This window comes from Flavobacterium tyrosinilyticum (genome assembly GCF_023656565.1).
Taxonomy (GTDB): domain Bacteria; phylum Bacteroidota; class Bacteroidia; order Flavobacteriales; family Flavobacteriaceae; genus Flavobacterium; species Flavobacterium tyrosinilyticum.
Window position 1 is genome coordinate 415535 of the sequence record NZ_JAMOKG010000004.1, and the last position, 24814, is coordinate 440348.

Consider the following 24814-nt stretch of genomic DNA (forward strand, 5'->3'; position numbering starts at 1 on the left):
TTAAAAATACCTATTAAATTATTAATAATACTTAATTTTGCGCCACAAAAAAACAACACATTTACTTTTAAATGTGATTCGTATGTCAAAATGGTGTACGAACACATCAATTTAAAAAAAATAGATAGCTACAAATGAAAACAGATGCTTTTGCTTTAAGACACATTGGTCCAAGAGAAACTGATCTTCAGCACATGCTGAAAACTATTGGAGTTGACTCAATTGAGCAACTTGTTTATGAAACCCTTCCGGACGATATTCGTTTAAAAGCACCTTTGAACTTAGATCCTGCGATGACAGAATATGAATTTGCAAATCACATTCAAGAATTAGGGAAGAAAAATAAAGTATTCAAATCTTATATTGGTTTGGGTTATCATCCAACTATCGTTCCTGCGCCAATTCAGAGAAATATTTTCGAAAACCCAGGATGGTATACTGCTTACACGCCTTACCAAGCAGAAATTGCTCAAGGTCGTTTGGAAGCAATTTTAAATTTCCAGACTACTGTTATCGAATTAACAGGAATGGAAATTGCAAATGCTTCTTTATTGGACGAAGGTACAGCTGCTGCTGAAGCGATGGCTTTACTTTTTGATGTTCGTACTCGTGATCAAAAGAAAAACAATACACACAAATTCTTCGTTTCTGAAGAAATTTTACCTCAAACTTTATCAGTACTTCAAACACGTTCAACTCCAATTGGAATTGAATTAGTTGTTGGAAACCACGAAACTTTTGATTTTTCAACTGAGTTTTTTGGAGCTATTTTACAATACCCAGGAAAATACGGTCAGGTAAACGATTACAGCGCTTTTGTTGCTAAAGCAAAAGAAAACGAAATCAAAGTTGCCTTTGCTGCCGATATTTTATCACTTGCTGCTTTAACTTCTCCAGGAGAAATGGGAGCTGCAGTTGTGGTTGGAACTTCACAACGTTTTGGTGTGCCAATGGGTTATGGTGGTCCGCACGCTGCATTTTTTGCAACTAAAGACGAATACAAAAGATCTATGCCAGGCCGTATTATCGGAGTTTCTATTGACGTAAATGGAAACCGCGCTTTACGTATGGCTTTAGGAACTCGTGAACAACACATTAAACGTGAAAAAGCAACTTCTAACATTTGTACTGCTCAAGTTTTACTAGCAGTTATGGCTGGAATGTATGCAGTTTACCACGGTCCAGAGGGATTAAAATATATTGCAAACAAAGTTCACGCATCTGCAGTTACTACTGCTGAGGCTTTAAATAAAATTGGAGTTTTCCAAACTAACACAGCTTACTTTGATACTATTTTAGTAAAAGCAGACGCTCAAAAAGTAAAAGCTGTTGCAGAGAAAAACGAAGTAAACTTCTTCTATCCTGATGCTGAATCAATTTCTATTTCGTTAAACGAAACGACTTCAATTAACGACATCAACCAAATCGTTGCGATCTTTGCTGAAGCTTTAGGAAAAGAAACGGTTTCTGTTTCTGAATTAACTCAAGCTAGTCAATTACCAGCTTCATTAGAAAGAACATCTTCTTTCTTAACGCATGATGTATTCAACAATCATCATTCAGAAAGTCAGTTGATGCGTTACATCAAAAAATTAGAGCGTAAAGATTTATCATTGAACCACTCCATGATTTCGTTAGGTTCTTGTACAATGAAGTTAAACGCAGCTTCAGAAATGTTGCCTCTTTCAATGCCAAACTGGAACAGCATTCACCCGTTTGCACCAGTAGAACAAGCAGAAGGTTACATTACAATGCTTAAAAAATTAGAGCAGCAATTAAATGTAATTACTGGATTTGCTGGAACAACTTTACAGCCAAACTCAGGTGCTCAAGGAGAATACGCAGGTTTAATGGCGATTCGTGCTTACCATTTATCTAGAAACGAAGGTCACCGTAATGTATGTTTGATTCCTTCATCTGCTCACGGAACAAACCCTGCTTCTGCAGCGATGGCCGGAATGAAAATCATCGTTACTAAAACGACTCCAGAAGGAAATATTGACGTAGAAGATTTAAGAGAAAAAGCGATTGAACACAAAGATGATTTATCTTGTTTAATGGTAACTTATCCTTCGACTCACGGAGTTTTCGAATCTTCGATTATCGAAATCACAAAATTAATCCACGACAATGGCGGATTAGTATACATGGATGGTGCAAACATGAATGCGCAAGTTGGATTAACAAATCCAGCTACAATTGGCGCTGACGTTTGTCACTTAAACTTACACAAAACATTCGCTATTCCTCACGGAGGCGGTGGACCTGGCGTTGGACCAATTTGTGTGAACGAAAAATTAGTTCCGTTCTTGCCAACAAACCCAATCTTAAAAGTAGGTGGTGAACAAGCTATTACAGCAATTTCATCTGCGCCTTACGGATCAGCTTTAGTATGTTTAATTTCTTACGGTTACATCACCATGATGGGAGCTGAAGGATTAAAAAGCGCTACAGAACACGCTATCTTAAATGCTAACTACATGAAATCTCGTTTCGAAGGACACTACCCAATTCTTTACACTGGAGAATGCGGAAGAGCGGCTCACGAAATGATTTTAGATTGCCGTGCATTTAAAGAAAACGGAATCGAGGTTGGTGATATCGCTAAACGTTTAATGGATTACGGTTTCCACGCTCCAACAGTTTCTTTCCCAGTAGCAGGAACTTTAATGATCGAACCAACTGAATCTGAAGATTTAGCAGAATTAGATCGTTTCTGTGATGCTCTTATCTCAATTAGAAAAGAAATTGAAGTTGCAACAGCTGATGATAAAAACAATGTATTGAAAAATGCACCTCACACATTGGCAATGTTAACTACAGACAATTGGGATTTCCCTTATACTAGAGAAAAAGCTGCTTACCCATTAGAGTATATTGCGGACAATAAATTCTGGCCATCAGTTCGTCGTGTTGACGATGCTTACGGTGACAGAAATTTAGTTTGTAGCTGTGCTCCTATTGAAGCTTACATGGAAAGCTAAAATTTAGTTTTCTTATAAATATCTAAACCCGACAAGTTTTAAAAACCTGTCGGGTTTTGTTTTTTTGTTTCAAGTTTCAAGTTTCAGGTTTCAAGCTCCAGCATAACCTGAAACTTGAAACTTTCTAACTCAAACAACAAAGAAGAAATCTGATTTAAAGAAACATAACTTTCTGCTAATCTTTTGTGAAATTAATTCATTAAAATCAAGATAATAGCAAAAAAAGATTAGTCTCCAAATCTCCTTCAATCGTTTGAAATCTAGCAAATATTAAAAAATCATTAGAAAAAAGACAATATATTTACAGAAAAATAGTTATTTCATAATTATATGCATGCATACTATTTTTTATGATAGTTATCATAATATTATTTATACATTAGCACTAAATTTATCGGATAATTAAAGGGAAATGAAAATAAAAATTATTGGTATTGGGAGTTATATTCCTAATTTAGAAGTAAAAAACACAGATTTTGATAAACATGTTTTTTTAAATGAGGACGGAACTCCTTTTGGTTATCCTAATGAAGTTGTAATTAAAAAATTTAAAGGTATTACGGGAATCGAGAATCGCCGTTATGCCGAACCGCAATATAATTCTTCTGATTTAGCTTTCTTTGCAGCTGAAAAAGCAATTGCAAACGCGGGAATCGATCCAGAAACTTTAGACTACATTATTTTTGCGCATAATTTCGGTGACGTAAAAACAGGAACGCATCAAACTGATGTTTTACCAAGTTTAGCTACAAGAGTTAAAAATAAATTAGGAATTAAAAATCCTAAATGTGTGGCTTACGATATTCTTTTTGGATGTCCAGGATGGATTGAAGGCGTTTTACAAGCAAATGCTTTTATCAAATCTGGAATGGCAAAAAGAGTAATGGTAATTGGTGCCGAGACTTTATCTAGAGTTGTAGATGATCACGACCGTGATTCTATGATTTATTCTGATGGAGCTGGAGTTTCAATTTTAGAAGCATCAACTGATGATGCTGGATTGTTATCTTACGAAAGTGCTACTTATGCCAATGATGAAGCGAATTATCTTTTCTTCGGAAAATCGTATAATCCAGATTTAGATCCAGACATTAAATACATCAAAATGTATGGACGTAAAATCTACGAATTTGCTTTAAGCAATGTTCCGTGCGCTATGAAAAGCTGTTTAGATAAAAGCGGAATTGGAATTGATGAAGTCAAAAAAATCCTGATTCACCAAGCAAACGAAAAAATGGACGAAGCAATTATCGAACGTTTCTACAAACTCTACGATAAAACAGCTCCAAAAGATATTATGCCAATGAGTATTCACGATCTAGGAAATAGCAGTGTTGCAACTGTTCCTACTCTATACGATTTGATTTTACAAGGAAAAATAGAGAACCACGAAATCAACAAAGGCGATGTTCTTATTTTTGCTTCAGTAGGAGCTGGAATGAATATTAATGCTTTTGTTTATAGATATTAAAATTTAAAGTCGAGTGAAATAATCTCGCAAAGACTCGAAGTCGCGAAGTTTTTAACCATATAAGTAATATAAGTTCAATTAAGTTTTCTTTTAATTGAACTTATATTACTTATATGGTTTATTTTTTTTAATCAAAACTTTGCGACTTCGCGTCTTTGCGAGAAATTCATTTTAAAACTTAGCACCGCAACTGAATACTAAAAACTGAACACTGAATACTTTTTTAGTATATTTGCGACCTAATTAAAATCAAGAACGAGAGATTAATTCGTTCGCAATAACTATGTACGAAAAAACGTTTCCGAATAAAAGATTCAAACTTACCTTAGAGTTTTTAAAAAAGCACGTTAGCACATCTGAAACCATTTTTGATTTTGGTGTACCCAATCCGTTTTCTAAGATAATGGAAGAAAATGGTTATACCGTAAAAAACACAAAAGGCGAAGATTTAGACAACGACCATACGGCGCTACAAACGGAAGAATATACTGTTTTTACTGCATTTGAAATTTTCGAACATTTACTAAATCCATACACCGTTTTACAAAATGTAAAATGTGACAAACTATTAATTTCAATTCCGTTACGTTTATGGTTTTCACCTGCATACCGTTCTAAAACCGATATGTGGGACAGACATTACCATGAATTTGAAGATTGGCAATTGGATTGGCTTTTAGAAAAAACGGGTTGGAAAATTACCGATCGATTACAATTTACACATCCAGTAAAAAAATTCGGATTCAGACCCTTATTAAGATATTTCACTCCAAGATATTATATTGTTGTTGCTGAAAAAATAAAAGCCTAAAGGCAAATTCCAATAAAAAATCCCAAATTCCAATTGAACCAGCTTTGATTGGAATTTGGAATTTTAGAAGATTGGGATTAATTCTCAAAAATTGAAATTTGGAATTTTTAAAAATTTGGAATTTAAAATGAAATACTACATCGTCATTCCCGCACACAACGAACAAGATTTAATAGGCTTGACTTTAGAATCTTTGGTTTCTCAAACCATCTTGCCATCAAAAGTTGTGGTGGTAAATGACAATTCTACAGATAAAACTGAAGAAGTCGTGTTGGGTTTTGCAAAAGACAATCCGTATATTTCTGTTGTAAATAAAACTTCAGATGCAATTCATATGCCTGGAAGCAAAGTGATTCAGGCTTTTCAAAAAGGTTTTGAAACTTTAGATTCCAATTATGATATCATTGTAAAAATAGACGGCGATTTAATTTTTCCTCCAAACTATTTTGAGACCATTATTAAACATTTCGAATCAGATGAAAGAGTTGGAATGGTTGGAGGATTCTGCTACATTGATAAAAATGGCGAATGGGTTTTAGAAAATCTTACCGATAAAGATCATATTCGCGGAGCCTTAAAAGCGTATAGAAAAGAAACCTATCAACAAATTGGAGGTTTACGCCCCGCAATGGGTTGGGATACTGTTGATGAATTGCTTTGTAAATATTACAATTGGAAAATTGTTACCGACCAATCTTTACATGTAAAACATCTAAAACCAACTGGAGCAAATTACAATAAAACAGCTCGTTACAAACAAGGCGAAGCTTTTTACACTCTAGGTTATGGATTTTGGATTACCGCAATTGCTTCGGCAAAATTGGCGATGATGAAGAAAAAACCATTTCTGTTTTTAGACTATATAAAAGGTTTTTGGAAAGCTAAAAAAGCAAAAACACCTTTATTGGTTACACCTGAACAAGCTAAATTTATTAGAAATTATCGTTTGAAAAAAATGAAAGAAAAGTTAATTTGATTGGTAAAACACTCGAAAAAACTGAACTCATAACTCATAACTCATAACTTCTTTTTACCTTAGCCAATATTTAAAAATTATGATGCTAATCCGTTATTTATCCCAAGTAGGGAAATATTTTTTAATGCTGAAAGAAATTTTCAACAAACAGACTAAATGGCCTGTTATGAAAAATCTAATCCTAAAAGAAATTGATGATCTTATTATTGACTCACTAGGAATTGTTTGCTTTATCTCTTTTTTCATCGGAGGAGTTGTTGCCATTCAAACAGCATTAAACTTAACCAATCCTTTAATTCCAAAATATTTAATTGGTTTTGCTACGCGTCAATCTGTAGTTTTAGAGTTTGCCCCTACTTTTATTTCGGTAATTATGGCCGGAAAAATGGGGTCTTACATTACTTCAAGTATAGGAACAATGCGAGTTACAGAACAGATTGATGCGTTAGAAGTTATGGGAGTTAACTCCGTAAACTATCTTGTTTTTCCAAAAATAATCGCTTTATTAATGTATCCTTTCGTAATCGGGATTAGTATGTTTTTAGGAATTTTTGGTGGATGGATAGCTTGTGCTTACGGAGGATTTTCAACTGGTGCAGATTTTATTATGGGAGCTCAAAAAGATTTCATACCGTTCCATATTACTTATGCCTTTATTAAAACTTTAATCTTTGCCATGCTATTGGCAACAATCCCATCTTTTCACGGATATTATATGAAAGGTGGTGCATTAGAAGTTGGTAAAGCAAGTACAACATCATTCGTATGGACTTCTGTTTGTATCATTCTTTTTAATTATATATTAACTCAATTATTATTAGGATAATGATAGAAGTAAAAAATATAGAAAAATCATTTGGGGATAGCAAAGTTTTAAAAGGCGTTTCGACGGTATTTGAAACTGGAAAAACCAACTTGATTATTGGACAAAGTGGATCTGGAAAAACAGTTCTATTAAAAACGCTATTAGGAATTCATACGCCAGACTCAGGAACAATTGAATTTGACGGAAGGGTTTATTCTGATTTAGACAAAGATGAAAAACGCGACTTGAGAACCGAAATCGGAATGGTATTTCAGGGAAGTGCCTTATTTGACTCGATGACTGTTGAAGAAAATGTAGCTTTCCCGCTAAAAATGTTTACTAATAACAACAAAGCGCAAATTAAAGAACGAGTTGATTTTGTTTTAGAAAGAGTAAATCTAATCGATGCACACAAAAAACTGCCTTCTGAAATTTCTGGAGGAATGCAGAAACGTGTGGCTATTGCTCGCGCAATTGTAAACAATCCGAAATATTTGTTTTGTGATGAACCTAACTCTGGTTTAGATCCAAATACTTCGACTTTGATTGATAATTTGATTCAGGAAATTACCCGCGAATACAACATTACAACCGTAATCAATACACACGATATGAACTCTGTAATGGAGATTGGTGAGAATATTGTCTTCTTAAAGAAAGGTCTTAAAGCTTGGCAGGGAACTAAAGAGGAAATCTTTACGACCGACAATGAGGCGGTAGTTAAATTTGTTTATTCTTCAAACCTTTTCAAAAAAGTAAGAGAAGCCTATTTGAAAGGCTAGTCCTTTTAGAAATTCCAATATTAAAAATCCCAAATTCCAAAGTTTACTACAATTGGAATTTGGGATTTTTTTTATCAACTTTTTTCAAAGATTGGAATTTGGAATTTGGAATTTAGATATTGGGATTTTTTAATGTTATCAATTCTACTTCCGCATTCGGATTAAAAAGATAAGTCTTTCCTGAGCTGATTTCTAAACACTCAAAACGTTTTGTCCTAACGGCTATTTTCTTAAAAACTTTACCATTTTTAATTCTAAAAACACTTCCGTACGGAATTTCAAACACGTAATTTTTATCATTTTCTTTGTCATATTGTTTTAAAGCCAAAGACAAAGTAGTATCGGTATCACTACTCGCTGAAGGATTTTTGAAATGTCTTGCCAAAAGCGGTAATATCTGCCCTGGAAATATTTCTGGCCGAATAAACGGAACCATTAAACGCTGAAAAGTATATTTCCATTCATTTCCATGCGGTTTTATATTTCGTCCGAATTTCTCAAAAGCAACCAAATGTGCAATTTCATGAATCAACGTAATTAAAAAACGATACTTATTCAAACTTGCGTTAACCGTAATTTCATGCTTTCCACTTGGTCCTCTCCTATAATCTCCGTGACGCGTCTGACGCTCGTTTACAATTTTCAAGTGAACCTGATTGGCCACTATCAAATCGAAAACAGGTTTTACCGCGTGTTCAGGAATATATTTAGCTAAAGTTTCGCTCAATTTAGTTATGAATTATGAGTTTTGGGTTATGAGTTTTTTCTTTGACGTTATAATTATGCTTTTTATGATTTTCAGAACTTCTTCACATTGCTTGTGCATGGATTCAAATTCAGCAATAGTAATATAATTTGTTGCAATTAATATTTCTAACCAATACATTGATTCATCACATTCTTTCTGAGAAATAGACAATTTATGTATAAAATCAGGCTTACTTTGCGCATTGACAGCTTCACGAACATTCGCGCCAACAGAAGTAATTGAACGTAAAAATTGCTTACTCATCACAAATTCCTTCCTTTCTGCAACTAGCCATTTATAAAAATTAACTCCTCTTACTGCTAATTCAAAACTTTTAGTTTTTACAATACTCTCACTCATAATTCATAACTCATAATTCATAATTGTTTACGGATTTGTTGAAGACACTTCTAAAACTTTTCCGTTAAAATATTTATTGCCATTTAATGTAAAATCATAAATATAAGTTGCCATTCCTTCAGCAGAAATTGGAGCTTGATAACCAGGGAAAGCTTCATTTAGCATTTCAGTTTGAACAGAACCCAAAGCCAAAACATTAAATGAAATTCCTTTTTCTTTATATTCTTCAGCCAATAATTCAGTTAAAGTAATTACAGCTCCTTTACTCGAACTGTAAGCCGCTAATCCAGCAAATTTCAAACTTCCGCGAACCCCGCCAATTGAACTGATGGTTACAACATGACTTCCTTTTTCTAAATACGGAATACATATACGAGTTAAATTGGCAACAGCAAAAACATTCACTTTATAAATATTTTCAAAATCTGCCTGTGTCGTTTCTGCAAAAGGTTTTAAAAGCAAAGCTCCAGCATTATGAACCACTGCATCTACTTTTTTCCATGTTGAAGAAAGAAAATTGTCAACCTGATCCAAAGCCGTTTCATCTGCCAAATCAACAGACAGACAAGTTACATTTTGATGTTCTAAAAGCGCTTGCGGTATTTTTCTGGAAATGGCCAAAACCTGATGACCTGCTTCGGCAAATTTCAAGGCTAATTCGTAACCAATTCCTCTGCTTGTTCCTGTAACGATAATATTTTTCATGTAGCAAAAATAATCAAATGCTGTAAAACAGCCTCTTATTTGTTCATTGTTATTTCTTGCGTTGGCGAAATCGCAATTTTGGTTACTGCAGGCAATAATTCTTGCGTGAATGCTGTGATATGAGGAATATCCATTAATTTAAATTCATCTGAAACATGGTGATAGTAATCAAAGTTTTCAAAATCGAAAGTACTTAGGGATTGGCATGGTTTTCCAAAAGCTTGAAAAAACGAATAATTATCAGAACGGTAGAATAATTGATATTCTGCTTCTTTCGGTAAAAATCCGATGGTGTTTTTTCCTGTGTATTCGTTTATTTTTTGCGCCATGTTCGATTTATCAAAACCTGTAATATAAGCTAGATAATCTCGTTTCATTGGCACACCAATCATTTCTATGTTTAATTGTGTATAAAGATTGAAATTTTGTTTTTTCAATTTCTCCACTAAACTTTTTGATCCTAGCAATCCTTTTTCTTCTCCCGCAAAAAACACAATTAAGATGCTTCGCTTATTCGCTTTAGTTTCGCTAAAATATTTTGCCATTGCCGCTACAGAAGTTACGCCCGAAGCATCATCGTTTGCGCCATTATTTATTTTATCGGCCTGTTCTTTTTTCTCTAAACCAATATGATCATAATGCGCACTCAAAACAACAAACTCTTTTTTAAGTTCAGGATCTGTTCCCTCAATAACCCCAACAATATTGAAAGCTGGTGCATCAAAATTGGTCAAAGTATCGCGATAGGTTTTAAAATACGGTTTGATTTTATTTTTCTTTAAAAAGTCTTCCAAGAAAACAGCAGCTTTTTCAATTCCTTTCGTTCCTGTTTCACGTCCTTCCAATTCATCAGAAGAAAGATATTTTAGAAAATCTGAAATTTCAGATTCTTTTACTTTATAGCTAATTTCTATTGGCTTTGAATCTGTTTTTGCTCCACTCTCATTTGAAGTTGAAGTTCCCGATTTACATGCTAAAAAAATAAATGGAAGCAAAAAGTATAGCTTTCTCATGGTTTTCTGTTTTTATTGATGATTGATAATAAATTTTATTGGACTATAAACTTATGAAAAGTAATAGAATATTCATAAAAAAAACCCTTTCAACTAAAAGCCGAAAGGGTTTAAAATATATTCTTACGATTATTTATCCAGCAATAACTGCTCTAGAAATTACGATTTTCTGAATTTCAGAAGTTCCTTCGTAAATCTGAGTAATTTTAGCATCACGCATAAAACGCTCTACGTGATATTCTTTTACATACCCGTTTCCTCCGTGAATTTGAACAGCTTCAACTGAAGTGTCCATTGCAACTTGCGAAGCAAATAATTTTGCCATTGCACCGCTCACGTCGTAATTTTTATTATTGTCTTTATCCCAAGCTGCTTTCATACATAAATGACGCGCTGCTTCAATATTTACTGCCATATCTGCCAATTTAAAAGCAATTGCCTGATGGTTGCAAATTTCAGTTCCAAAAGCTTTACGCTCTTTAGAATATTTTAATGCCAATTCATAAGCTCCTGAAGCAATTCCTAATGCTTGCGAAGCGATTCCAATTCTACCGCCTGCAAGAGTTTTCATTGCAAATTTAAATCCGAAACCATCTTCACCGATTCTGTTTTCTTTTGGAACTTTAACATCAGAAAACATTAATGAATGTGTATCAGAACCGCGGATTCCCATTTTCTGTTCTTTCGGACCAACTGAAAAACCTGGCATATCTTTAGTCATAATCAAAGCATTGATTCCTTTGTGCTTTAATTCTGGATGTGTTTGTGCAATTACTAAATATACAGATGCGGTATTTCCGTTTGTGATCCAGTTTTTAGTTCCGTTAACTAAATAATGATCTCCCATATCAACAGCTGTTGTTTTTTGAGAAGTTGCGTCACTTCCTGCTTCTGGCTCGCTCAAACAAAAAGCTCCGTGAATTTCTCCAGAAGCCAAACCTGGAAGGTATTTTTGTTTTTGCTCTTCAGTACCATATTCTTGTAATCCCCAGCAAACTAATGAATTGTTTACAGACATTACAACAGAGGCAGAAGCATCTACTTTAGAAATTTCTTCCATTGCAATAACATAAGAAATAGCGTCTAAGCCGCTTCCTCCATATTTAGGATCAACCATCATTCCCATAAATCCAAGCTCACCCATTTTTTTGATTTGCTCAGTTGGAAAAGTCTGGTTTTCGTCACGTTCAATAACTCCCGGCAATAATTCATTTTGAGCAAAATCTCTTGCAGCCTGCTGAATCATTAAATGTTCTTCGGTAAGATTAAAATCCATAGTAGTATTCTTTAAAGTTTTTTCAACTCAATTTCAAAAAGAAATTTTAGTTGATGGTTTTTTATGTTTTTGTTTTTTTTGAGCTCCTAAAACTTTTCAGTTCAAAGGCTTCCAAAGATACTTTTTAAAAGTGTAATTTACAATGCGCGCATATAAAATTAATAGATCAGCAAAGATTACGATAACGTTTTCGTGATTATTTAGCTTTTTCTTCAAATCAGCATTAATCTCGCAACAATTCTTTTAAAATTTAAAAGTCAATTTTTCTTTTTAAAGCATAAAAAAACGAACATTTTTGATAGATTTTTAGCGAGCAATGCTTAAACAATTCTTAAAGCACGTAAATCTACGTAAAACTAGTCTTACTAATTTGATTTTTAATGTAATAGAAAAATTAAATGTATTTTTTACATAAAAAAAACATAACAAAAATGAACCAAATATTAATAAATTACTATTATTTTTGCCTTAAAAATAAAAATTTGATAGAATATGAAAAAGATTTTACTTTTACTGATAGTCCTTTTAAGCTTACCATTTTCTACTGTTTCGGCACAAACTCAAATCGAAGTTAACGGTGTAACAGTTCCTAGAAAAATAGAATTTCAAGGCAAGTCATTACAGTTAAACGGAGCAGGCGGAAGATCAAAAATGTGGCTGGAAGTATATGTTCAGGCATTGTATTTATCTCAATTAGCACAGGATCCGCAATTCATTATCGATAGTGATACTGAAATGGCTGTTAGAATCGAAATTACTTCTTCTATGGTTTCTTCAAGCAAACTGACAAAAGCAATGAACGCAGGTTTTGAAAAATCTGCAGGAGCAAATCTTGAACAATTACGCCCTAGAATCGAACAGCTGAAAAGCTTTTTAAGTGACGCAATTACAGAAAAAGATGTATTTGTTTTAGCTTACAACCCTTTTGACCAAAATGTTTACGTTTCTAAAAATGAAATCTTGAAAGGAAAAATTCCTGGATTTGATTTCAAAAAAGCATTATTCGGAATCTGGCTTTCTGACAAACCAGTTGACGAAACTTTGAAAAAACACTTATTAGGACAATAGTTCTTAATTTTCTAAATATTCAAAAAGCCGAAAACCTAATAGTTTTCGGCTTTTCTTTTTTGTTTGCTAAATTTGCTGCAAAATACATTATTCGCATTATTCTATTTTATACTTTTACGCAAAATAAACATATCACAACAAAATGAAAGATTTATTACAACAATTTGAAAACAAAGCACCTGAAATTGTTTTCAATTGGAAAGATTCTGAAACAGAAGCCGAAGGGTGGACTGTAATTAATTCACTTCGTGGAGGAGCTGCGGGTGGAGGAACAAGAATGAGAAAAGGCTTAGACATGAACGAAGTTTTGTCATTGGCAAAAACTATGGAAGTTAAATTCTCAGTTTCTGGTCCTGCAATTGGAGGAGCTAAATCTGGAATTAACTTTGACCCAAATGATCCTCGCAAAAAAGGTGTTTTGCAACGTTGGTACAAAGCCGTTTCTCCGTTATTGAAAAGCTATTATGGAACTGGAGGAGATTTGAATGTTGATGAGATTCATGAAGTTATTCCAATGACAGAAGAATGTGGTGTATGGCATCCGCAGGAAGGTGTTTTCAACGGACACTTTAAACCAACAGAAGCTGATAAAATTAATAGAATTGGTCAATTGCGTCAGGGTGTAATTAAGGTTATCGAAAACCCTAAATTCTCTCCAGACGTAACTAGAAAATATACAGTTGCCGATATGATTACGGGTTATGGCGTTGCCGAAGCGGTTCGTCATTTCTATACAACTTACGGCGGAGACATACAAGGTAAAAAAGCAATCGTACAAGGTTTTGGAAACGTGGGTTCTGCAGCAGCTTTTTATTTAGCAGAAATGGGCGCAAAAGTTATCGGAATTATTGATCGCGACGGTGGATTAATAAAAGAAGAAGGTTTTTCTTTTGAAGAAATTAGAACGTTATTTTTAAATAAAGACGGAAATAAACTGGTTGCAGATAATATGATTCCGTTTGAAGAAATCAATTCTAAAATCTGGACAATCGGCGCAGAGATTTTCACTCCATGTGCTGCATCTAGATTGGTAACTCAAGCACAAATTGACAGCTTAATTGCAAATGGATTGGAAGTTATTTCTTGCGGTGCGAATGTTCCTTTTGCTGACAAGGAAATTTTCTTTGGTTCTATTATGGAAGAAGTAGACCGTAAGGTTAGTTTAATTCCAGACTTTATTTCAAACTGCGGAATGGCACGAGTTTTTGCTTATTTCATGGAGAAAAAAGTTCAAATGACAGATGAGGCTATTTTTAACGATACTTCAGACACAATTAAAAATGCGATTGTAAAAGCTCATGCTTTAAGTCAATCAAAAACAAATATCAGTGCAACTGCTTTTGAAATTGCTTTGAAACAATTAGTGTAATATATTCTACACTTTAATATATAAACGGGCCAGATTTCTATTTGGCTCGTTTTTTTGTACTGCAGATTTTTTAACGCAAAGCACGCTAAGTTATTTTAATTTGGAACGCAAACAATATCTAAATATTAAGTTCGCAAAGCTTTATTTTGACAAAGCTTTGTGAACTTTTAATCTTAAGATTCACTCAAATTTAAGTCAATTAAAACTTTGCGTTTCTTTGCGTAAATCTTAGCGTGCTTTGCGTTATAATTTAAAAAAAACCTTTGCGAACTTAGCGGTTAAATTCTCTCTTCCATTCTAAACAATTTTTACTACTTTTAAACGTTTTTAAAATAATACATTTCAAAATTCAGAATTTAAATGAGTTCCTCTATTTCTACAGATCAAAAGAAATCATTGCTATTCACAACAGCTATATATGCGGCAATAATTCTATTGTTGCTTTTTATACGTTTCTGGCCTCCTTATAATCCAGAAAACAATGTAGCTCTTGCTGATGGCGGCGGAGGTGGCGGTGGCGTGACTGTAAATTTCGGAGACAGCGATTTAGGCTCTGGTGCCAATTATAAAAGCGAAGTTCTAGATGTAAAAAACAATGTAAAACAAGCTCCCGCAAAAGCAACTCCCGAAGAAGAAGCTATAATTAGTCAAGAGAATACAACTGCTGATAATGATGTTGTTATTCCGACCAAAGAGAAACCGAAGAAACCTGTTCCTGTTGAAAAACCGATACAAAAACCTGTTCCAGAAAAACCAAAAGTTTCTAACTCAACAAATGATGCTTTAGCCAGCATTATGAAAGGTTCTAATAAAGGTGGCGATGGAGACGATAAAGCAGCTGGAAATAAAGGAAAAGCAAACGGAAGTTTAAACTCAAACGGTTATTACGGATCTGGTGGCTCTGGCGGAGGAACTGGAGGCGGTAACGGAACCGGAAATGGCATTGGCACAGGAAGCGGTTACGGAGCCGGAAGTGGCGGCGGTTCTGGTGGAGGATCTGGATATTCTTTAGGAAACAGAAAAGCCCTTTCTAAACCTGCACCAAAATATACTTGTAACGAAGAAGGAAAAGTCGTTGTTGAAGTAAGCGTTGACCAAAACGGAAAAACAATAAGTGCGACGGCAGGAATTAAAGGAACAACAAATACGGCAAAATGTTTATTAGATCAAGCAAGAATTGCAGCAATGAATACCAAATGGGAATCTGACAGTGATGCTCCGGCAAAACAAGTTGGGAAAATTATTTATAATTTTAGTTTGGATTAAAAAACACGAATTACACAGATTTACACTAAATCTGTTTTCATAGAAAAAGGCTTTCAGAAATCTGAAAGCCTTTTTTATTTCCGCCCAGTTTGTCATTTCGACGAAGGAGAAATCTTCGCGAGAAGCTCTACAAAGATTGGGTTCTCGTTGCGGAGTTACTTGTGGAGATTTCTCCTTCGTCGAAATGACAAAATTGCGTTTTTTGCTTCTCCTATTAGACCTAAAAGGTTTTTAAAACCTGTCAGGTCTAGATTACCAATTAGTTCGCGTGAGGGATAGGAGCTGGCTACCAAAGTAGCGCGGATAGCCCGACCATACCGAGATAAAAAGGCGTATATACGCAAAGTATATTTGCCTTTTTATCCCGGTATGGTCACGCCCTAATATTAAATCTATTTCGGACTTGTTGCAATTACAAATTTCAGATTGTTCTTTACTCCTATTTGCAAAACATCTACTAAATCTTGAACTTGCAGATTAAACGGAATTCGAACCACAACGGTTTGTTCTTTATCTGTTCCTATTTTTGACATTAAACTCGTTTCTAGATTTTCAAAATCAACCTCCTGTTTGTCAATGTAGAACTTTTTATCTTCTGTAACCGATAAACTAATTAATTGTTTATTGGTCTTTTCATTCGCTTTAGCTTTTGGCAATGTCATCTTAATCACATTCGGATTTGCCAGTGTTGAGATAATTAAGAAAAACAACAGCAGGAAAAACATGATATCGCTCAAAGATGAAGTCGCAACTTCGGCGTGAAATCTTCTTTTTCTTTTAATAGACATGGCTTATGCTCTTTGAATTATATTGACAAATTCTAAAATCTGTTTCTGAATTTTTAAAGCAAAATTATCAATCTTTCCGTTCAACAAGTGGTAAGCGCTATACGCAATAATACCCACAATTAATCCAGAACCTGAACTGATCATTTTTTCGTATAAACCTCCAGAAATGTTTCCGATACTAATATTTTCTGTAACCGAAATGCTATAGAAAATTTTAATAACCCCAGAAATCGTTCCAATGAAACCTAACGTTGGCGCAATACCAGCAATAAGTCCAAGATGACCTAAATGTCTTTCCATTTCTCCAATTTCGATATCGGCAGCGCGATCCATGTTGGCTTCAATTTCTGAAATTGGTCTTCCGATTATCAAAACACCTTCTTTTAAAATGTTTCCGGCTGCAGTATTGTTTCTTTCTACAATTGTTCTTGCTAATTCAATATTCCCAGAATGCAATTTTTCACCAATATCTTGCATCAATCTACTATCAATTTTAGATGCTCGGCTAATGTACATATAACGTTCAAAAATCAAGTAAATAGTGTAAAACAATAAAATCGCAATTGGTATTAGGAACACTCCCCCTTTCATGATGAAACCAAACATTGAAATTTCATTTTGCGGTGCTGCAATCTTCTCGATCACTACATTTGAAGCATTTGCGATTGTATCTGTTTGTAACTGAATAAAACTAAACATATATTAATTCTGGTTTTTAATAATTAATTCTAAAAAATATTTGAAATTTGCAATAAAGATAATTTTCGCTGTAATATTAAACTACAAAAATCGAAATTTATTTCAATCAACAACCATTTTATCTAAACAAATGAACTATCAAGAGACCACCAATTGGATGTTTAATCAACTTCCAATGTACCAATTGCAAGGTGCTTCGGCGTATAAAGAAGATTTAACGAATATCAAATTGTTGGCGGCTCATCTTGATAATCCGCAAAACGAGCTAAAATGTATTCACGTTGCGGGCACAAACGGAAAAGGTTCTACCTCGCATATGCTTTCGTCTGTTCTACAAGAAGCAGGTTATAAAGTCGGATTATATACTTCTCCGCACTTGAAAGATTTCAGGGAAAGAATAAAAATAAACGGTAGAGAAATCTCAGAAGAATTCGTGATTGAATTTATCGCAAAACACAAAGATTTTTTTGAAGCCAATGACATGAGTTTCTTCGAAATGTCAGTTGGTTTGGCATTTGATTATTTTGCTGCAGAAAAAGTAGATATTGCAATTATCGAAGTGGGTTTGGGCGGAAGATTGGACGCAACGAATATTATTACGCCTTTGGTTTCGGTAATTACCAATATTGGTTTAGATCATACTCAATTTTTAGGAAATACTTTGGAAGCGATTGCGGGAGAAAAAGCGGGAATTATAAAACCAAATATTCCTGTTGTTATTGGCGAATATAATGATGAAACCAAACCTGTATTTTTGGCTAAAGCCGAAGAAAACAACGCGCTGATTTCTTTTGCTTCAGATTTAATTGATCAGATTTATTTGTCTGATTTGATTGGAGATTATCAGTTTCATAATAAAAAAACGGTTCAGCAGACGATTTCTATTTTGAATAATGAAACCGATTTTAAAATTTCGATCGAACAGTTGAAAGAAGGTTTATTGCATGTTGTAAAAAATACGGGTTTGCAAGGCAGATGGCAACAATTGGGAGAAAACCCAAAAATTATTTGCGACACTGCTCACAACAAACATGGATTAACGGTTGTAATGAATCAGCTGAAGAATGAAAAATACGAGAAACTTCATATTGTTTTAGGAGTTGTAAATGATAAAGACTTGGATTCTATTTTGCCGCTTTTTCCAAAAGAAGCTATATATTATTTCTGCAATCCAGATTCGTCACGAGCTTTGCCAGCCGAAACTTTACAAAGTGAAGCAAAAAAACATGATTTGATTGGAGAAAAATACGATTCTGTTGCCATCGCTTTCGCGGAAGCGAAGAAAAATGCCTCGGAAAATGATTTTATTTACGTTGGCGGAAGCACTTTTGTCGTTGCCGAATTGCCTTTGAACTAAAATATACTTTTGGTTTAGAAAAAACTTTAAAAAATTCATTTTAATAACAAATTCATAAACAAATAGATATGAGTTATTTTTAAAAAAGTTTTATTTTTTATTCTTTTTTCTTTGCAGGACTCGAAAACAAGCGTATATTTGCACTCGCAATCACAAGCGATAGCAACCTAGTAAAATAGGGCGATTAGCTCAGCTGGTTCAGAGCACCTCGTTTACACCGAGGGGGTCGGGGGTTCGAACCCCTCATCGCCCACCAAGAAACTCCTTAAGAAATTAAGGAGTTTTCTTTTAAATAAGAGGACTGAAAAGAATATTTAAAAATTCATAAAAGTTAAAAATTGTTTGCAGAACTCAAAAACAAACGTATATTTGCACTCGCAATCACAAACGATAGCAACCTAGTAAAATAGGGCGATTAGCTCAGCTGGTTCAGAGCACCTCGTTTACACCGAGGGGGTCGGGGGTTCGAACCCCTCATCGCCCACAGAATTCCAAAAACTCCAAAGTCATTTGATTTTGGAGTTTTTTTTAGTTTATATACATCCATGAATTTTATCGTCTATATCCTATTTAGCGAAAGCAAGAATAAATTTTACATTGGATTTACTTCCAATCTAAAAGAAAGACTAATACGCCATAATCAAAAAAGCAAAGGGTTTACAGGAAATGTAAACGACTGGAAAGTGGTTTATACTGAAAATTACGAAACAAAAGAAATTGCTCATAAAAGAGAATTGCAAATTAAATCATGGAAAAGCAGAGTTAAAATTGAGGAGTTAATTAGATCTGCTGGTTAAGAGCATTCCGATTTTTCATCGGAAGTGGTCGGGGGTTCGAACCCCTCATCGCCCACCAAGAAACTCCTTAAGAAATTAAGGAGTTTTTTTTATGCTTATTTTTAAACTTACCAGTTAGTTATTGAAACAATCTTTACAATTCCGGATTGTATTTTATTTGTTTAAAATCTTTATTTACAATTTCTAAATGAAATCCAAAATCATTTTGAATATAATCATGTAAAAGAATTTCAGTATTAAAGTCACCATTTTCATCAATGTAGACAGAAAAATCAAAAACACTTAAACCATCAAACCAATTCTCTCCTACATTTAGAAGTTTATGTCTAAAATTAGCCTGATTATAAAAATCAAGAAGTTCATCACTTATTTGCCCCAACCATATCAAGTATTCTATTATTGATTCCAATAGATAAACATCTGGCTTTTTTTCAGAAAAAATAAAATATCCTTCTCCATCTCCCCAGATATCCTCATTAGTAAAGTTCTTATTCAAAAGAACTATATTTTTAACTTCTGCAGAAATCCCAACACAGTAGCCACCATCAACATCAACAGATACTACAAGATCTTCAATACTTAGTTTCGTCGGTACTTTTTTTATCTTAGAATCACGTAAATCGCTATAAATTTTAATATTCCAAATATCTTGACTTTCTATTTTTGATGCCAGTGCTTTTAATTTTATAGTTTGAAACAAACCACTTGTTTTCAAACTTTCCTCAACAATTTTAGAAGCATATATATTACTTCCCACCATATTATAAATCTTGGCCAGAATAAATTTTTCATCAAAAGTTGGCTCCTTCAAGTCTTTTAAAAAATAAATGATATCATATAGTTTTTCAACACTTTTCTCTGAGCCATTTGATTTTAAAAACTCAACTTTAGCATCTTTAAACTCTTTTGTTATATTCTTCATTATCTTATTTAAAATTACACTTCTTCCAAACGAATATAGGAATATTTTGAGTTTCTTTTATACATTTCGGAATATCCAATATGTAAGTAATTGTCATTTCGAGGAACGAGAAATCACACTCGGAAATCTACAAAGATTGGCGATATACTTTATGGAATTTCTTGTGTGATCCTTCGTTCCTCAGGATAACAAATCTTTGTCTAAAATTAAGCCTTAGAACAGAATTCAAAATTCTTACCGTAAAAATCGTACTTTATTTACCGCTCTCCTGCCGGCGCGAGCGTCTCGCTTGTGCATAAACTGGATTCACGAGCGAGACGCTCGCGCCGGCAGGTGTTTTTTTTTTATTTATTAATATTCTACTTTTGGATTAATTAAAGAACTCTTTACTTAGCAAAAAAAAGCATACATGAAAAATGAAGAAGATTACCCAAGAATTCATCGATATTTATTTTCTGACATGTATCTATCTGACAAAGGAATTGAATTATCAAAAAAGGCAATAATTAAACGATTCGAAAATCGCAATAAAGATGAGTTCTACCACAGATACATAAACTGGGAAAGAAAAGAAAATGAAATCATTGTCTTTACACTTTATGCTTATGCAGACTTAAAGATAAATAAAGAATTCGATTGCATTTTCAACATCAACAACCCTGATGAGTTTGTTTTCGAGAAATTTATTTTAACTCAATCAATCTATGAAGGATGGGTGCCAACGGACACTATTGACAGGGGACACAAAAATTTATTAGTTTTTAGATTTGAAAATGAAGTCCCTAAAATATTTTTCAAATTACATAAGGAAGAAACTCATGGAGACACTAGACCAAAAGATTACGTAAAACTAGGTTTCTGTAACAAAAATGATTTTGAAGCTATAGCTAATGGTCTTAAAAAATATCATTTGTTAAGAGAAAAGTATGGAACAGAATATTGGAAATATGAAGATCAAGGAATAGAAGAGTAAATCATAAAAAAACTCCATTATTTCTAATGGAGTTTTTTATAATTTAGTTTTTTTATTTGCCCAACTCTTTGTCAATTTCTTTAATAAGCTCAACTGCGAGCGGTTTTGTATTTTCTTTATAAACCCTTATGTTATTCCTACCTAGTTTAACAAGATATTCGAGTGTCTTTTTATATTTCGGGTCTGAATACAATTCTTTTTCTGGCTTATCGGCATTTTCTATTTCTTTATCAAAACACTTAAACAGAAAATCAGTGTACATTTTATCCACTTCGTTAGCAGCTGGCACATATATCTGGTAATAGTTTAAAATTTTCTGTTTCAACTTTTCGTCTTCAATGTAGCCAAGTTTACCACTTGATTTAAAACTTTCATAATTACCTATAGTCAATGTTTGCCCATGTGAATGAATTGGAAAATTAACTTTACTTTTCGATCTATAAATACTGTCCAGTTGAGAAGTCGTTAATGCTAAAATTTTTTCGTATTCTGCGTTTGTTTTTTGGTATGCGTGTATTTCTCTATCGATACTTTCCATATCATTCTTTAAATCGTTCTTTAAATTAGCAAGAAACACAGCTACTTCTTCTTGTTGGTGTCTATGCTCGCTCCAACTGTGCAACCATATCGAAAGCGTCACAGCAAAAACGATTATAAATATTTCTATAATGATCTCTTTTACTTTCTCACCTACTGTGTGTTCTGGTTTTTTCACAGCTTTGTAAATTTTGTTTGAATGTTTGGTTATTTCTTCTTGCATAATTTAGTTTTGTAATTTTAATTCTAGTTGTTATTTGTAGTTTATTTTAGTCTGCTATTTAATTCTACGAGTTCAAAAGCGAATATAATACTATTTGCAAAATCTCTTGTTAATTTCTAAAATTCCACATAAAACTTTTCTTAAATAGTTAAAATAAGAACCACAAAAAAACTCCTCAATTTCTTAAGGAGTTTTTCTACGCTTTTAGACTTTAACAATCTAGCATTATTGCTTTTGTATTTTCTCACATACTTTTTCAAGAAGATTCTTAGTCTGTTTGAAATATCTCATTTTATCATCAATCTCTTTTATTTTAGCTTGAAAAAGCTCTAGCGTTTCGGGTTTTGAGTCAGTCGTTTCGAACCAGCTAATCAATATTTTTTTTATTTCTGCTAAAGTAAATCCGACTTCTCTTGCTTCTATAATAATTTCTAAACGTTCAATAGTATTAGCATCGTAATGTTTATAGTTATTAGATGTCACCTTTTCATCCGTCAATCCTTTGATCATTCCTAAATTTTCGTAATATCTAATAGTATGGATCGACAATCCTGTCTTTTTTGACAATTCGTTTACAAGCATAGTTCTATTTTTTAAAGAAAAAAAACAATAAAGCATAGAGTATAGTATATGCTTTATCGTTGCAAATATACTAATTCTTTTCTCTTTTAAAGCTTTTAAACATAATAAACGCTATGCAAACAAATTCAACAATAATTAAAACATACAGAATCACAAAATATGTAATAAATAAAGAAGCTAATATTTCTAATGGAGTTTTTGTTTACTTTTATCAAAACTTCCGAAATGAGCAACGTCATTAAAAAAATCAAAATTGCAACTTTTATTTTTACATTAACAATGTGTAACTATTTTTACGCTCAAACAAATAAACCAGAAATCGAACTAGATGTTTTATTTCAAAAAGCACTTCAATCGAAAACTTTTAACGGAAATGTTTTAGTTGCTAGAAAAGGAAAGATCATATACGAAAAGGCTCTCGGTCAAGCCGATGCGAGCAACACTATACCGTTAAATAAAGACTACCGTTTTCATATTGGTTCAATTGCTAAAGAGTTTAACGCTGTTGGAATTATGATGCTAAAAGAGCAAGGGAAATTAAAACTTAACGACTCAATTTCTAAATTTCTTCCTGAACTTCCATCTTGGGCTAATAAGATTAAGATTATCCACTTGCTTCAGTACAGCAGCGGACTTCCTCAAATAAAGTGGAATGAAGTCAATCAAGATTCAGACAATATGGCTTTTCTGCAAAAGACCTTAAATTTAGATTTTGAACCGGGAACTCAATACGATTACAACAACAATAATGTGTTTTTACAAAGACGTATTATTGAAAAAATTACCAACATGAGTTTTAATTCTTTTGTGATGAAGAAAATCTTAAAACCTATCGGAATTAAAAATGCAGTTGTAGATCCTGACGACAAAGAACCTCTTTTTGCAAAATCTTTTAATAAAGAAGGTAAACCAGATCTTCTAAAATATAACATTTCGGGTTGGACTGCTTTAAATCTAACGGATTTTTACAAATGGTCTGAAGCTATTAATTCTTTTAAAATTATTAATAAGCAATCTACACATGAACTTTTTGAACCTTTTTCTAAAGACAATCAAACAGGTCTTGGGAGTGGAACTATCGAAAACGGAAAAGTAACAAGTCATATACACGACGGCGCCGCTTTTAATTATCAGGCTTTATTAATCAGCAATCCTAATTTGACGATTATTCTGATGACCAATAACAAACAAAATAATTTGGAAGAAATTAGTAATTCAATAGAATCCATACTTAATAAATAGTATTCCTTTCTCAATAATCAAAAAAGCTCCATTATTTCTAATGGAGCTTTTTGATAAAAATCATACTAAAGTCTTTATTTCAATTTTGTCAATGCTGCAGAATTTCTCAGCAAAAACACATATTGAAAATAGTCAGTTACAGGAGCATCCTTTAGAGGCACAATATTTTCTCCAAACGCTCGAGATTTTACCGTTATAAGATTTTGAGATTTTGAATAAGGTGACTCTTTCGAGTTTAGCTTAAAAAGCGTAATTGATTCTGGTTTGCTGAGTTCTTTTAGATCATTAATTCCTTTTACAAGCATTAATGGGCCGTCAGCATTTAGCCAATCTACTTTTTCATTTTTAGCTGATTTTACAAAGAAGATGTTTTTTCCTTATAAATAAAGATTCCTTGTTAGGCTAGAATAAATCATTCGTACCTTTAAAGAATCAAAAAAAATAAAAACTTCACAACTTAAAATGGAAATATTAATAATTACTGGTCCACCTTATTCTGGAAAAGGTACGCAATGCGAAATTTTAAAAGACGAACTTAAATTTGAGCATATTTCAACGGGAGACAGATGTCGTTTGGAAAAACAAAATGAAACGGAAATTGGAAAAATAATGTCTCAATATGAAGAGAAAGGAGATCTGGTTCCTGATTCTATAATGAAAGATCTTTTCAGTAAAATATTGGATGAAAATAGAAATGCAAACGGAATTATCTTAGACGGCTACCCGAGAACCGAACCACAAGTAAATGATTTATTAGAACTTGTTAAATCTAAAAATCTGGAAATTGGAAAAGTAATTAATATTGATGTTCCAAAGGAAGAACTTTTAAAAAGAGCACAAAAAAGAGCCGAAACTTCTAACAGAAAAGACGATAAAGATGCCAACATTCATACTAAAAGAATCGAGGTTTTTGAAAGCTCAACCAGACCAGCAATCGAATATATGAAGTCTAAAATTAAAGTCTTGACTTTTGACGGAATGGGTACAATAGAGGAGATAACAAAACGTATTAAAGACAATTTGTAAAACAATGCAATAGCTTATTGAATTACAACCTTAT

The 24814-nt window shown here is 33.2% G+C and carries 25 protein-coding genes and 2 tRNA genes; 16 read left to right on the top strand and 11 right to left on the bottom strand.

Features of this window, described 5'->3' with window-relative positions; genetic code table 11:
• Positions 1 to 134: 134 nt before the first annotated feature.
• From gcvP to NCC77_RS22145, 6 genes are all read left to right on the top strand, one after another.
• Positions 135 to 2984, top strand: coding sequence for an aminomethyl-transferring glycine dehydrogenase (gcvP, locus tag NCC77_RS22120; protein ID WP_250837499.1), 2850 nt, complete (start codon positions 135 to 137; stop codon positions 2982 to 2984).
• A 412-nt stretch (positions 2985 to 3396) separates the two neighbouring features.
• Complete coding sequence (locus tag NCC77_RS22125; RefSeq protein WP_095931816.1) at positions 3397 to 4455, top strand: 3-oxoacyl-ACP synthase III family protein; 1059 nt, start codon at positions 3397 to 3399, stop codon at positions 4453 to 4455.
• 283 nt (positions 4456 to 4738) lie between these two features.
• Positions 4739 to 5266: a methyltransferase gene (locus NCC77_RS22130; protein WP_095931815.1), complete on the top strand. Its 528-nt coding sequence runs from the start codon at positions 4739 to 4741 to the stop codon at positions 5264 to 5266.
• 127 nt (positions 5267 to 5393) lie between these two features.
• A complete protein-coding gene (locus NCC77_RS22135) occupies positions 5394 to 6242 on the top strand; it encodes a glycosyltransferase family 2 protein (RefSeq protein WP_250837500.1) in 849 nt (282 codons plus the stop codon).
• A 79-nt stretch (positions 6243 to 6321) separates the two neighbouring features.
• Positions 6322 to 7068: an MlaE family ABC transporter permease gene (locus NCC77_RS22140; protein WP_250837501.1), complete on the top strand. Its 747-nt coding sequence runs from the start codon at positions 6322 to 6324 to the stop codon at positions 7066 to 7068.
• Positions 7068 to 7829, top strand: a complete 762-nt coding sequence (locus NCC77_RS22145; protein ID WP_250837502.1) for an ABC transporter ATP-binding protein — start codon at positions 7068 to 7070, stop codon at positions 7827 to 7829. The genes NCC77_RS22140 and NCC77_RS22145 overlap by 1 nt, the downstream gene beginning before the upstream one ends.
• 112 nt (positions 7830 to 7941) lie before the next feature.
• Here the strand turns inward: NCC77_RS22145 and NCC77_RS22150 are convergent, their stop codons facing one another.
• The 5 genes from NCC77_RS22150 to NCC77_RS22170 all read right to left on the bottom strand — a co-directional run bounded on the left by NCC77_RS22150 (position 7942) and on the right by NCC77_RS22170 (position 11931).
• Positions 7942 to 8556 (bottom strand): SprT-like domain-containing protein, encoded by a 615-nt coding sequence (locus NCC77_RS22150; RefSeq protein WP_250837503.1) that lies wholly within the window; start codon positions 8554 to 8556, stop codon positions 7942 to 7944.
• A 12-nt stretch (positions 8557 to 8568) separates the two neighbouring features.
• Positions 8569 to 8937, bottom strand: a complete 369-nt coding sequence (locus NCC77_RS22155) for a four helix bundle protein (RefSeq protein WP_250837504.1) — start codon at positions 8935 to 8937, stop codon at positions 8569 to 8571.
• 27 nt (positions 8938 to 8964) lie between these two features.
• Positions 8965 to 9642: an SDR family NAD(P)-dependent oxidoreductase gene (locus NCC77_RS22160; RefSeq protein ID WP_250837505.1), complete on the bottom strand. Its 678-nt coding sequence runs from the start codon at positions 9640 to 9642 to the stop codon at positions 8965 to 8967.
• 35 nt (positions 9643 to 9677) lie between these two features.
• On the bottom strand, positions 9678 to 10655 hold the full coding sequence (locus tag NCC77_RS22165; RefSeq protein ID WP_250837506.1) for a M20/M25/M40 family metallo-hydrolase: 978 nt from the start codon (positions 10653 to 10655) through the stop codon (positions 9678 to 9680).
• A 133-nt stretch (positions 10656 to 10788) separates the two neighbouring features.
• Positions 10789 to 11931: an acyl-CoA dehydrogenase gene (locus NCC77_RS22170; RefSeq protein ID WP_250837507.1), complete on the bottom strand. Its 1143-nt coding sequence runs from the start codon at positions 11929 to 11931 to the stop codon at positions 10789 to 10791.
• A 492-nt stretch (positions 11932 to 12423) separates the two neighbouring features.
• Here NCC77_RS22170 and NCC77_RS22175 point away from each other — a divergent pair, with 492 nt between their 5' ends.
• The 3 genes from NCC77_RS22175 (at position 12424) to NCC77_RS22185 (ending at position 15634) form a co-directional block, all read left to right on the top strand.
• On the top strand, positions 12424 to 12999 hold the full coding sequence (locus NCC77_RS22175; protein WP_250837508.1) for a chalcone isomerase family protein: 576 nt from the start codon (positions 12424 to 12426) through the stop codon (positions 12997 to 12999).
• A gap of 142 nt (positions 13000 to 13141) precedes the next feature.
• Positions 13142 to 14368 carry a Glu/Leu/Phe/Val dehydrogenase dimerization domain-containing protein gene (locus NCC77_RS22180; protein ID WP_250837509.1) on the top strand — a complete coding sequence of 409 codons (1227 nt, stop codon included), beginning with the start codon at positions 13142 to 13144 and terminating at the stop codon, positions 14366 to 14368.
• 360 nt (positions 14369 to 14728) lie between these two features.
• Positions 14729 to 15634: an energy transducer TonB gene (locus NCC77_RS22185; RefSeq protein WP_250837510.1), complete on the top strand. Its 906-nt coding sequence runs from the start codon at positions 14729 to 14731 to the stop codon at positions 15632 to 15634.
• A gap of 392 nt (positions 15635 to 16026) precedes the next feature.
• Here NCC77_RS22185 and NCC77_RS22190 read toward each other — a convergent pair whose 3' ends face one another.
• Both NCC77_RS22190 and NCC77_RS22195 read right to left on the bottom strand, forming a co-directional pair.
• Positions 16027 to 16422, bottom strand: coding sequence for an ExbD/TolR family protein (locus tag NCC77_RS22190; RefSeq protein WP_008464192.1), 396 nt, complete (start codon positions 16420 to 16422; stop codon positions 16027 to 16029).
• Between the two features lie 3 nt (positions 16423 to 16425).
• A complete protein-coding gene (locus tag NCC77_RS22195) occupies positions 16426 to 17121 on the bottom strand; it encodes a MotA/TolQ/ExbB proton channel family protein (protein ID WP_250837511.1) in 696 nt (231 codons plus the stop codon).
• 130 nt (positions 17122 to 17251) lie between these two features.
• Between NCC77_RS22195 and NCC77_RS22200 the strand changes: the two genes are divergently transcribed.
• The 4 genes from NCC77_RS22200 to NCC77_RS22215 all read left to right on the top strand — a co-directional run bounded on the left by NCC77_RS22200 (position 17252) and on the right by NCC77_RS22215 (position 19275).
• The gene (locus tag NCC77_RS22200; protein WP_250837512.1) at positions 17252 to 18478 is read left to right on the top strand and encodes a bifunctional folylpolyglutamate synthase/dihydrofolate synthase; all 1227 of its coding nucleotides are present in this window, start codon (positions 17252 to 17254) and stop codon (positions 18476 to 18478) included.
• Positions 18479 to 18656: 178 nt separating this feature from the next.
• A tRNA-Val gene (locus NCC77_RS22205) sits at positions 18657 to 18734 on the top strand.
• Between the two features lie 153 nt (positions 18735 to 18887).
• Positions 18888 to 18962: transfer RNA gene (locus tag NCC77_RS22210), tRNA-Val, on the top strand.
• Between the two features lie 61 nt (positions 18963 to 19023).
• Positions 19024 to 19275 carry a GIY-YIG nuclease family protein gene (locus tag NCC77_RS22215; RefSeq protein ID WP_250837513.1) on the top strand — a complete coding sequence of 84 codons (252 nt, stop codon included), beginning with the start codon at positions 19024 to 19026 and terminating at the stop codon, positions 19273 to 19275.
• A gap of 133 nt (positions 19276 to 19408) precedes the next feature.
• On the opposite strand, the gene NCC77_RS22220 is transcribed toward NCC77_RS22215, so the two are convergent.
• Positions 19409 to 20197 (bottom strand): hypothetical protein, encoded by a 789-nt coding sequence (locus NCC77_RS22220; protein WP_250837514.1) that lies wholly within the window; start codon positions 20195 to 20197, stop codon positions 19409 to 19411.
• A gap of 409 nt (positions 20198 to 20606) precedes the next feature.
• Here NCC77_RS22220 and NCC77_RS22225 point away from each other — a divergent pair, with 409 nt between their 5' ends.
• On the top strand, positions 20607 to 21170 hold the full coding sequence (locus tag NCC77_RS22225; protein ID WP_250837515.1) for a hypothetical protein: 564 nt from the start codon (positions 20607 to 20609) through the stop codon (positions 21168 to 21170).
• A gap of 52 nt (positions 21171 to 21222) precedes the next feature.
• Here NCC77_RS22225 and NCC77_RS22230 read toward each other — a convergent pair whose 3' ends face one another.
• Together NCC77_RS22230 and NCC77_RS22235 are read right to left on the bottom strand one after the other, a co-directional pair.
• Positions 21223 to 21930, bottom strand: a complete 708-nt coding sequence (locus NCC77_RS22230; RefSeq protein ID WP_250837516.1) for a DUF6090 family protein — start codon at positions 21928 to 21930, stop codon at positions 21223 to 21225.
• Between the two features lie 225 nt (positions 21931 to 22155).
• Positions 22156 to 22512 carry a MerR family transcriptional regulator gene (locus NCC77_RS22235; RefSeq protein ID WP_250837517.1) on the bottom strand — a complete coding sequence of 119 codons (357 nt, stop codon included), beginning with the start codon at positions 22510 to 22512 and terminating at the stop codon, positions 22156 to 22158.
• Positions 22513 to 22737: 225 nt separating this feature from the next.
• Between NCC77_RS22235 and NCC77_RS22240 the strand changes: the two genes are divergently transcribed.
• On the top strand, positions 22738 to 23754 hold the full coding sequence (locus NCC77_RS22240) for a serine hydrolase domain-containing protein (RefSeq protein ID WP_250837518.1): 1017 nt from the start codon (positions 22738 to 22740) through the stop codon (positions 23752 to 23754).
• Between the two features lie 74 nt (positions 23755 to 23828).
• Here the strand turns inward: NCC77_RS22240 and NCC77_RS22245 are convergent, their stop codons facing one another.
• A complete protein-coding gene (locus tag NCC77_RS22245) occupies positions 23829 to 24059 on the bottom strand; it encodes a hypothetical protein (RefSeq protein ID WP_250837519.1) in 231 nt (76 codons plus the stop codon).
• 157 nt (positions 24060 to 24216) lie between these two features.
• Between NCC77_RS22245 and NCC77_RS22250 the strand changes: the two genes are divergently transcribed.
• Positions 24217 to 24780 (top strand): adenylate kinase family protein, encoded by a 564-nt coding sequence (locus tag NCC77_RS22250; RefSeq protein WP_250837520.1) that lies wholly within the window; start codon positions 24217 to 24219, stop codon positions 24778 to 24780.
• Positions 24781 to 24814 lie beyond the last annotated feature (34 nt).

Coding starts and splice junctions, on each gene's coding strand:
- gcvP (WP_250837499.1), top strand. CDS start 135: ATGAAAACAGATGCTTTTGCTTTAAGACACATTGGTCCAAGAGAAACT.
- NCC77_RS22125 (WP_095931816.1), top strand. CDS start 3,397: ATGAAAATAAAAATTATTGGTATTGGGAGTTATATTCCTAATTTAGAA.
- NCC77_RS22130 (WP_095931815.1), top strand. CDS start 4,739: ATGTACGAAAAAACGTTTCCGAATAAAAGATTCAAACTTACCTTAGAG.
- NCC77_RS22135 (WP_250837500.1), top strand. CDS start 5,394: ATGAAATACTACATCGTCATTCCCGCACACAACGAACAAGATTTAATA.
- NCC77_RS22140 (WP_250837501.1), top strand. CDS start 6,322: ATGATGCTAATCCGTTATTTATCCCAAGTAGGGAAATATTTTTTAATG.
- NCC77_RS22145 (WP_250837502.1), top strand. CDS start 7,068: ATGATAGAAGTAAAAAATATAGAAAAATCATTTGGGGATAGCAAAGTT.
- NCC77_RS22155 (WP_250837504.1), bottom strand. CDS start 8,937: ATGAGTGAGAGTATTGTAAAAACTAAAAGTTTTGAATTAGCAGTAAGA.
- NCC77_RS22160 (WP_250837505.1), bottom strand. CDS start 9,642: ATGAAAAATATTATCGTTACAGGAACAAGCAGAGGAATTGGTTACGAA.
- NCC77_RS22165 (WP_250837506.1), bottom strand. CDS start 10,655: ATGAGAAAGCTATACTTTTTGCTTCCATTTATTTTTTTAGCATGTAAA.
- NCC77_RS22170 (WP_250837507.1), bottom strand. CDS start 11,931: ATGGATTTTAATCTTACCGAAGAACATTTAATGATTCAGCAGGCTGCA.
- NCC77_RS22175 (WP_250837508.1), top strand. CDS start 12,424: ATGAAAAAGATTTTACTTTTACTGATAGTCCTTTTAAGCTTACCATTT.
- NCC77_RS22180 (WP_250837509.1), top strand. CDS start 13,142: ATGAAAGATTTATTACAACAATTTGAAAACAAAGCACCTGAAATTGTT.
- NCC77_RS22185 (WP_250837510.1), top strand. CDS start 14,729: ATGAGTTCCTCTATTTCTACAGATCAAAAGAAATCATTGCTATTCACA.
- NCC77_RS22190 (WP_008464192.1), bottom strand. CDS start 16,422: ATGTCTATTAAAAGAAAAAGAAGATTTCACGCCGAAGTTGCGACTTCA.
- NCC77_RS22195 (WP_250837511.1), bottom strand. CDS start 17,121: ATGTTTAGTTTTATTCAGTTACAAACAGATACAATCGCAAATGCTTCA.
- NCC77_RS22200 (WP_250837512.1), top strand. CDS start 17,252: ATGAACTATCAAGAGACCACCAATTGGATGTTTAATCAACTTCCAATG.
- NCC77_RS22215 (WP_250837513.1), top strand. CDS start 19,024: ATGAATTTTATCGTCTATATCCTATTTAGCGAAAGCAAGAATAAATTT.
- NCC77_RS22220 (WP_250837514.1), bottom strand. CDS start 20,197: ATGAAGAATATAACAAAAGAGTTTAAAGATGCTAAAGTTGAGTTTTTA.
- NCC77_RS22225 (WP_250837515.1), top strand. CDS start 20,607: ATGAAAAATGAAGAAGATTACCCAAGAATTCATCGATATTTATTTTCT.
- NCC77_RS22230 (WP_250837516.1), bottom strand. CDS start 21,930: ATGCAAGAAGAAATAACCAAACATTCAAACAAAATTTACAAAGCTGTG.
- NCC77_RS22235 (WP_250837517.1), bottom strand. CDS start 22,512: ATGCTTGTAAACGAATTGTCAAAAAAGACAGGATTGTCGATCCATACT.
- NCC77_RS22240 (WP_250837518.1), top strand. CDS start 22,738: ATGAGCAACGTCATTAAAAAAATCAAAATTGCAACTTTTATTTTTACA.
- NCC77_RS22245 (WP_250837519.1), bottom strand. CDS start 24,059: ATGCTTGTAAAAGGAATTAATGATCTAAAAGAACTCAGCAAACCAGAA.
- NCC77_RS22250 (WP_250837520.1), top strand. CDS start 24,217: ATGGAAATATTAATAATTACTGGTCCACCTTATTCTGGAAAAGGTACG.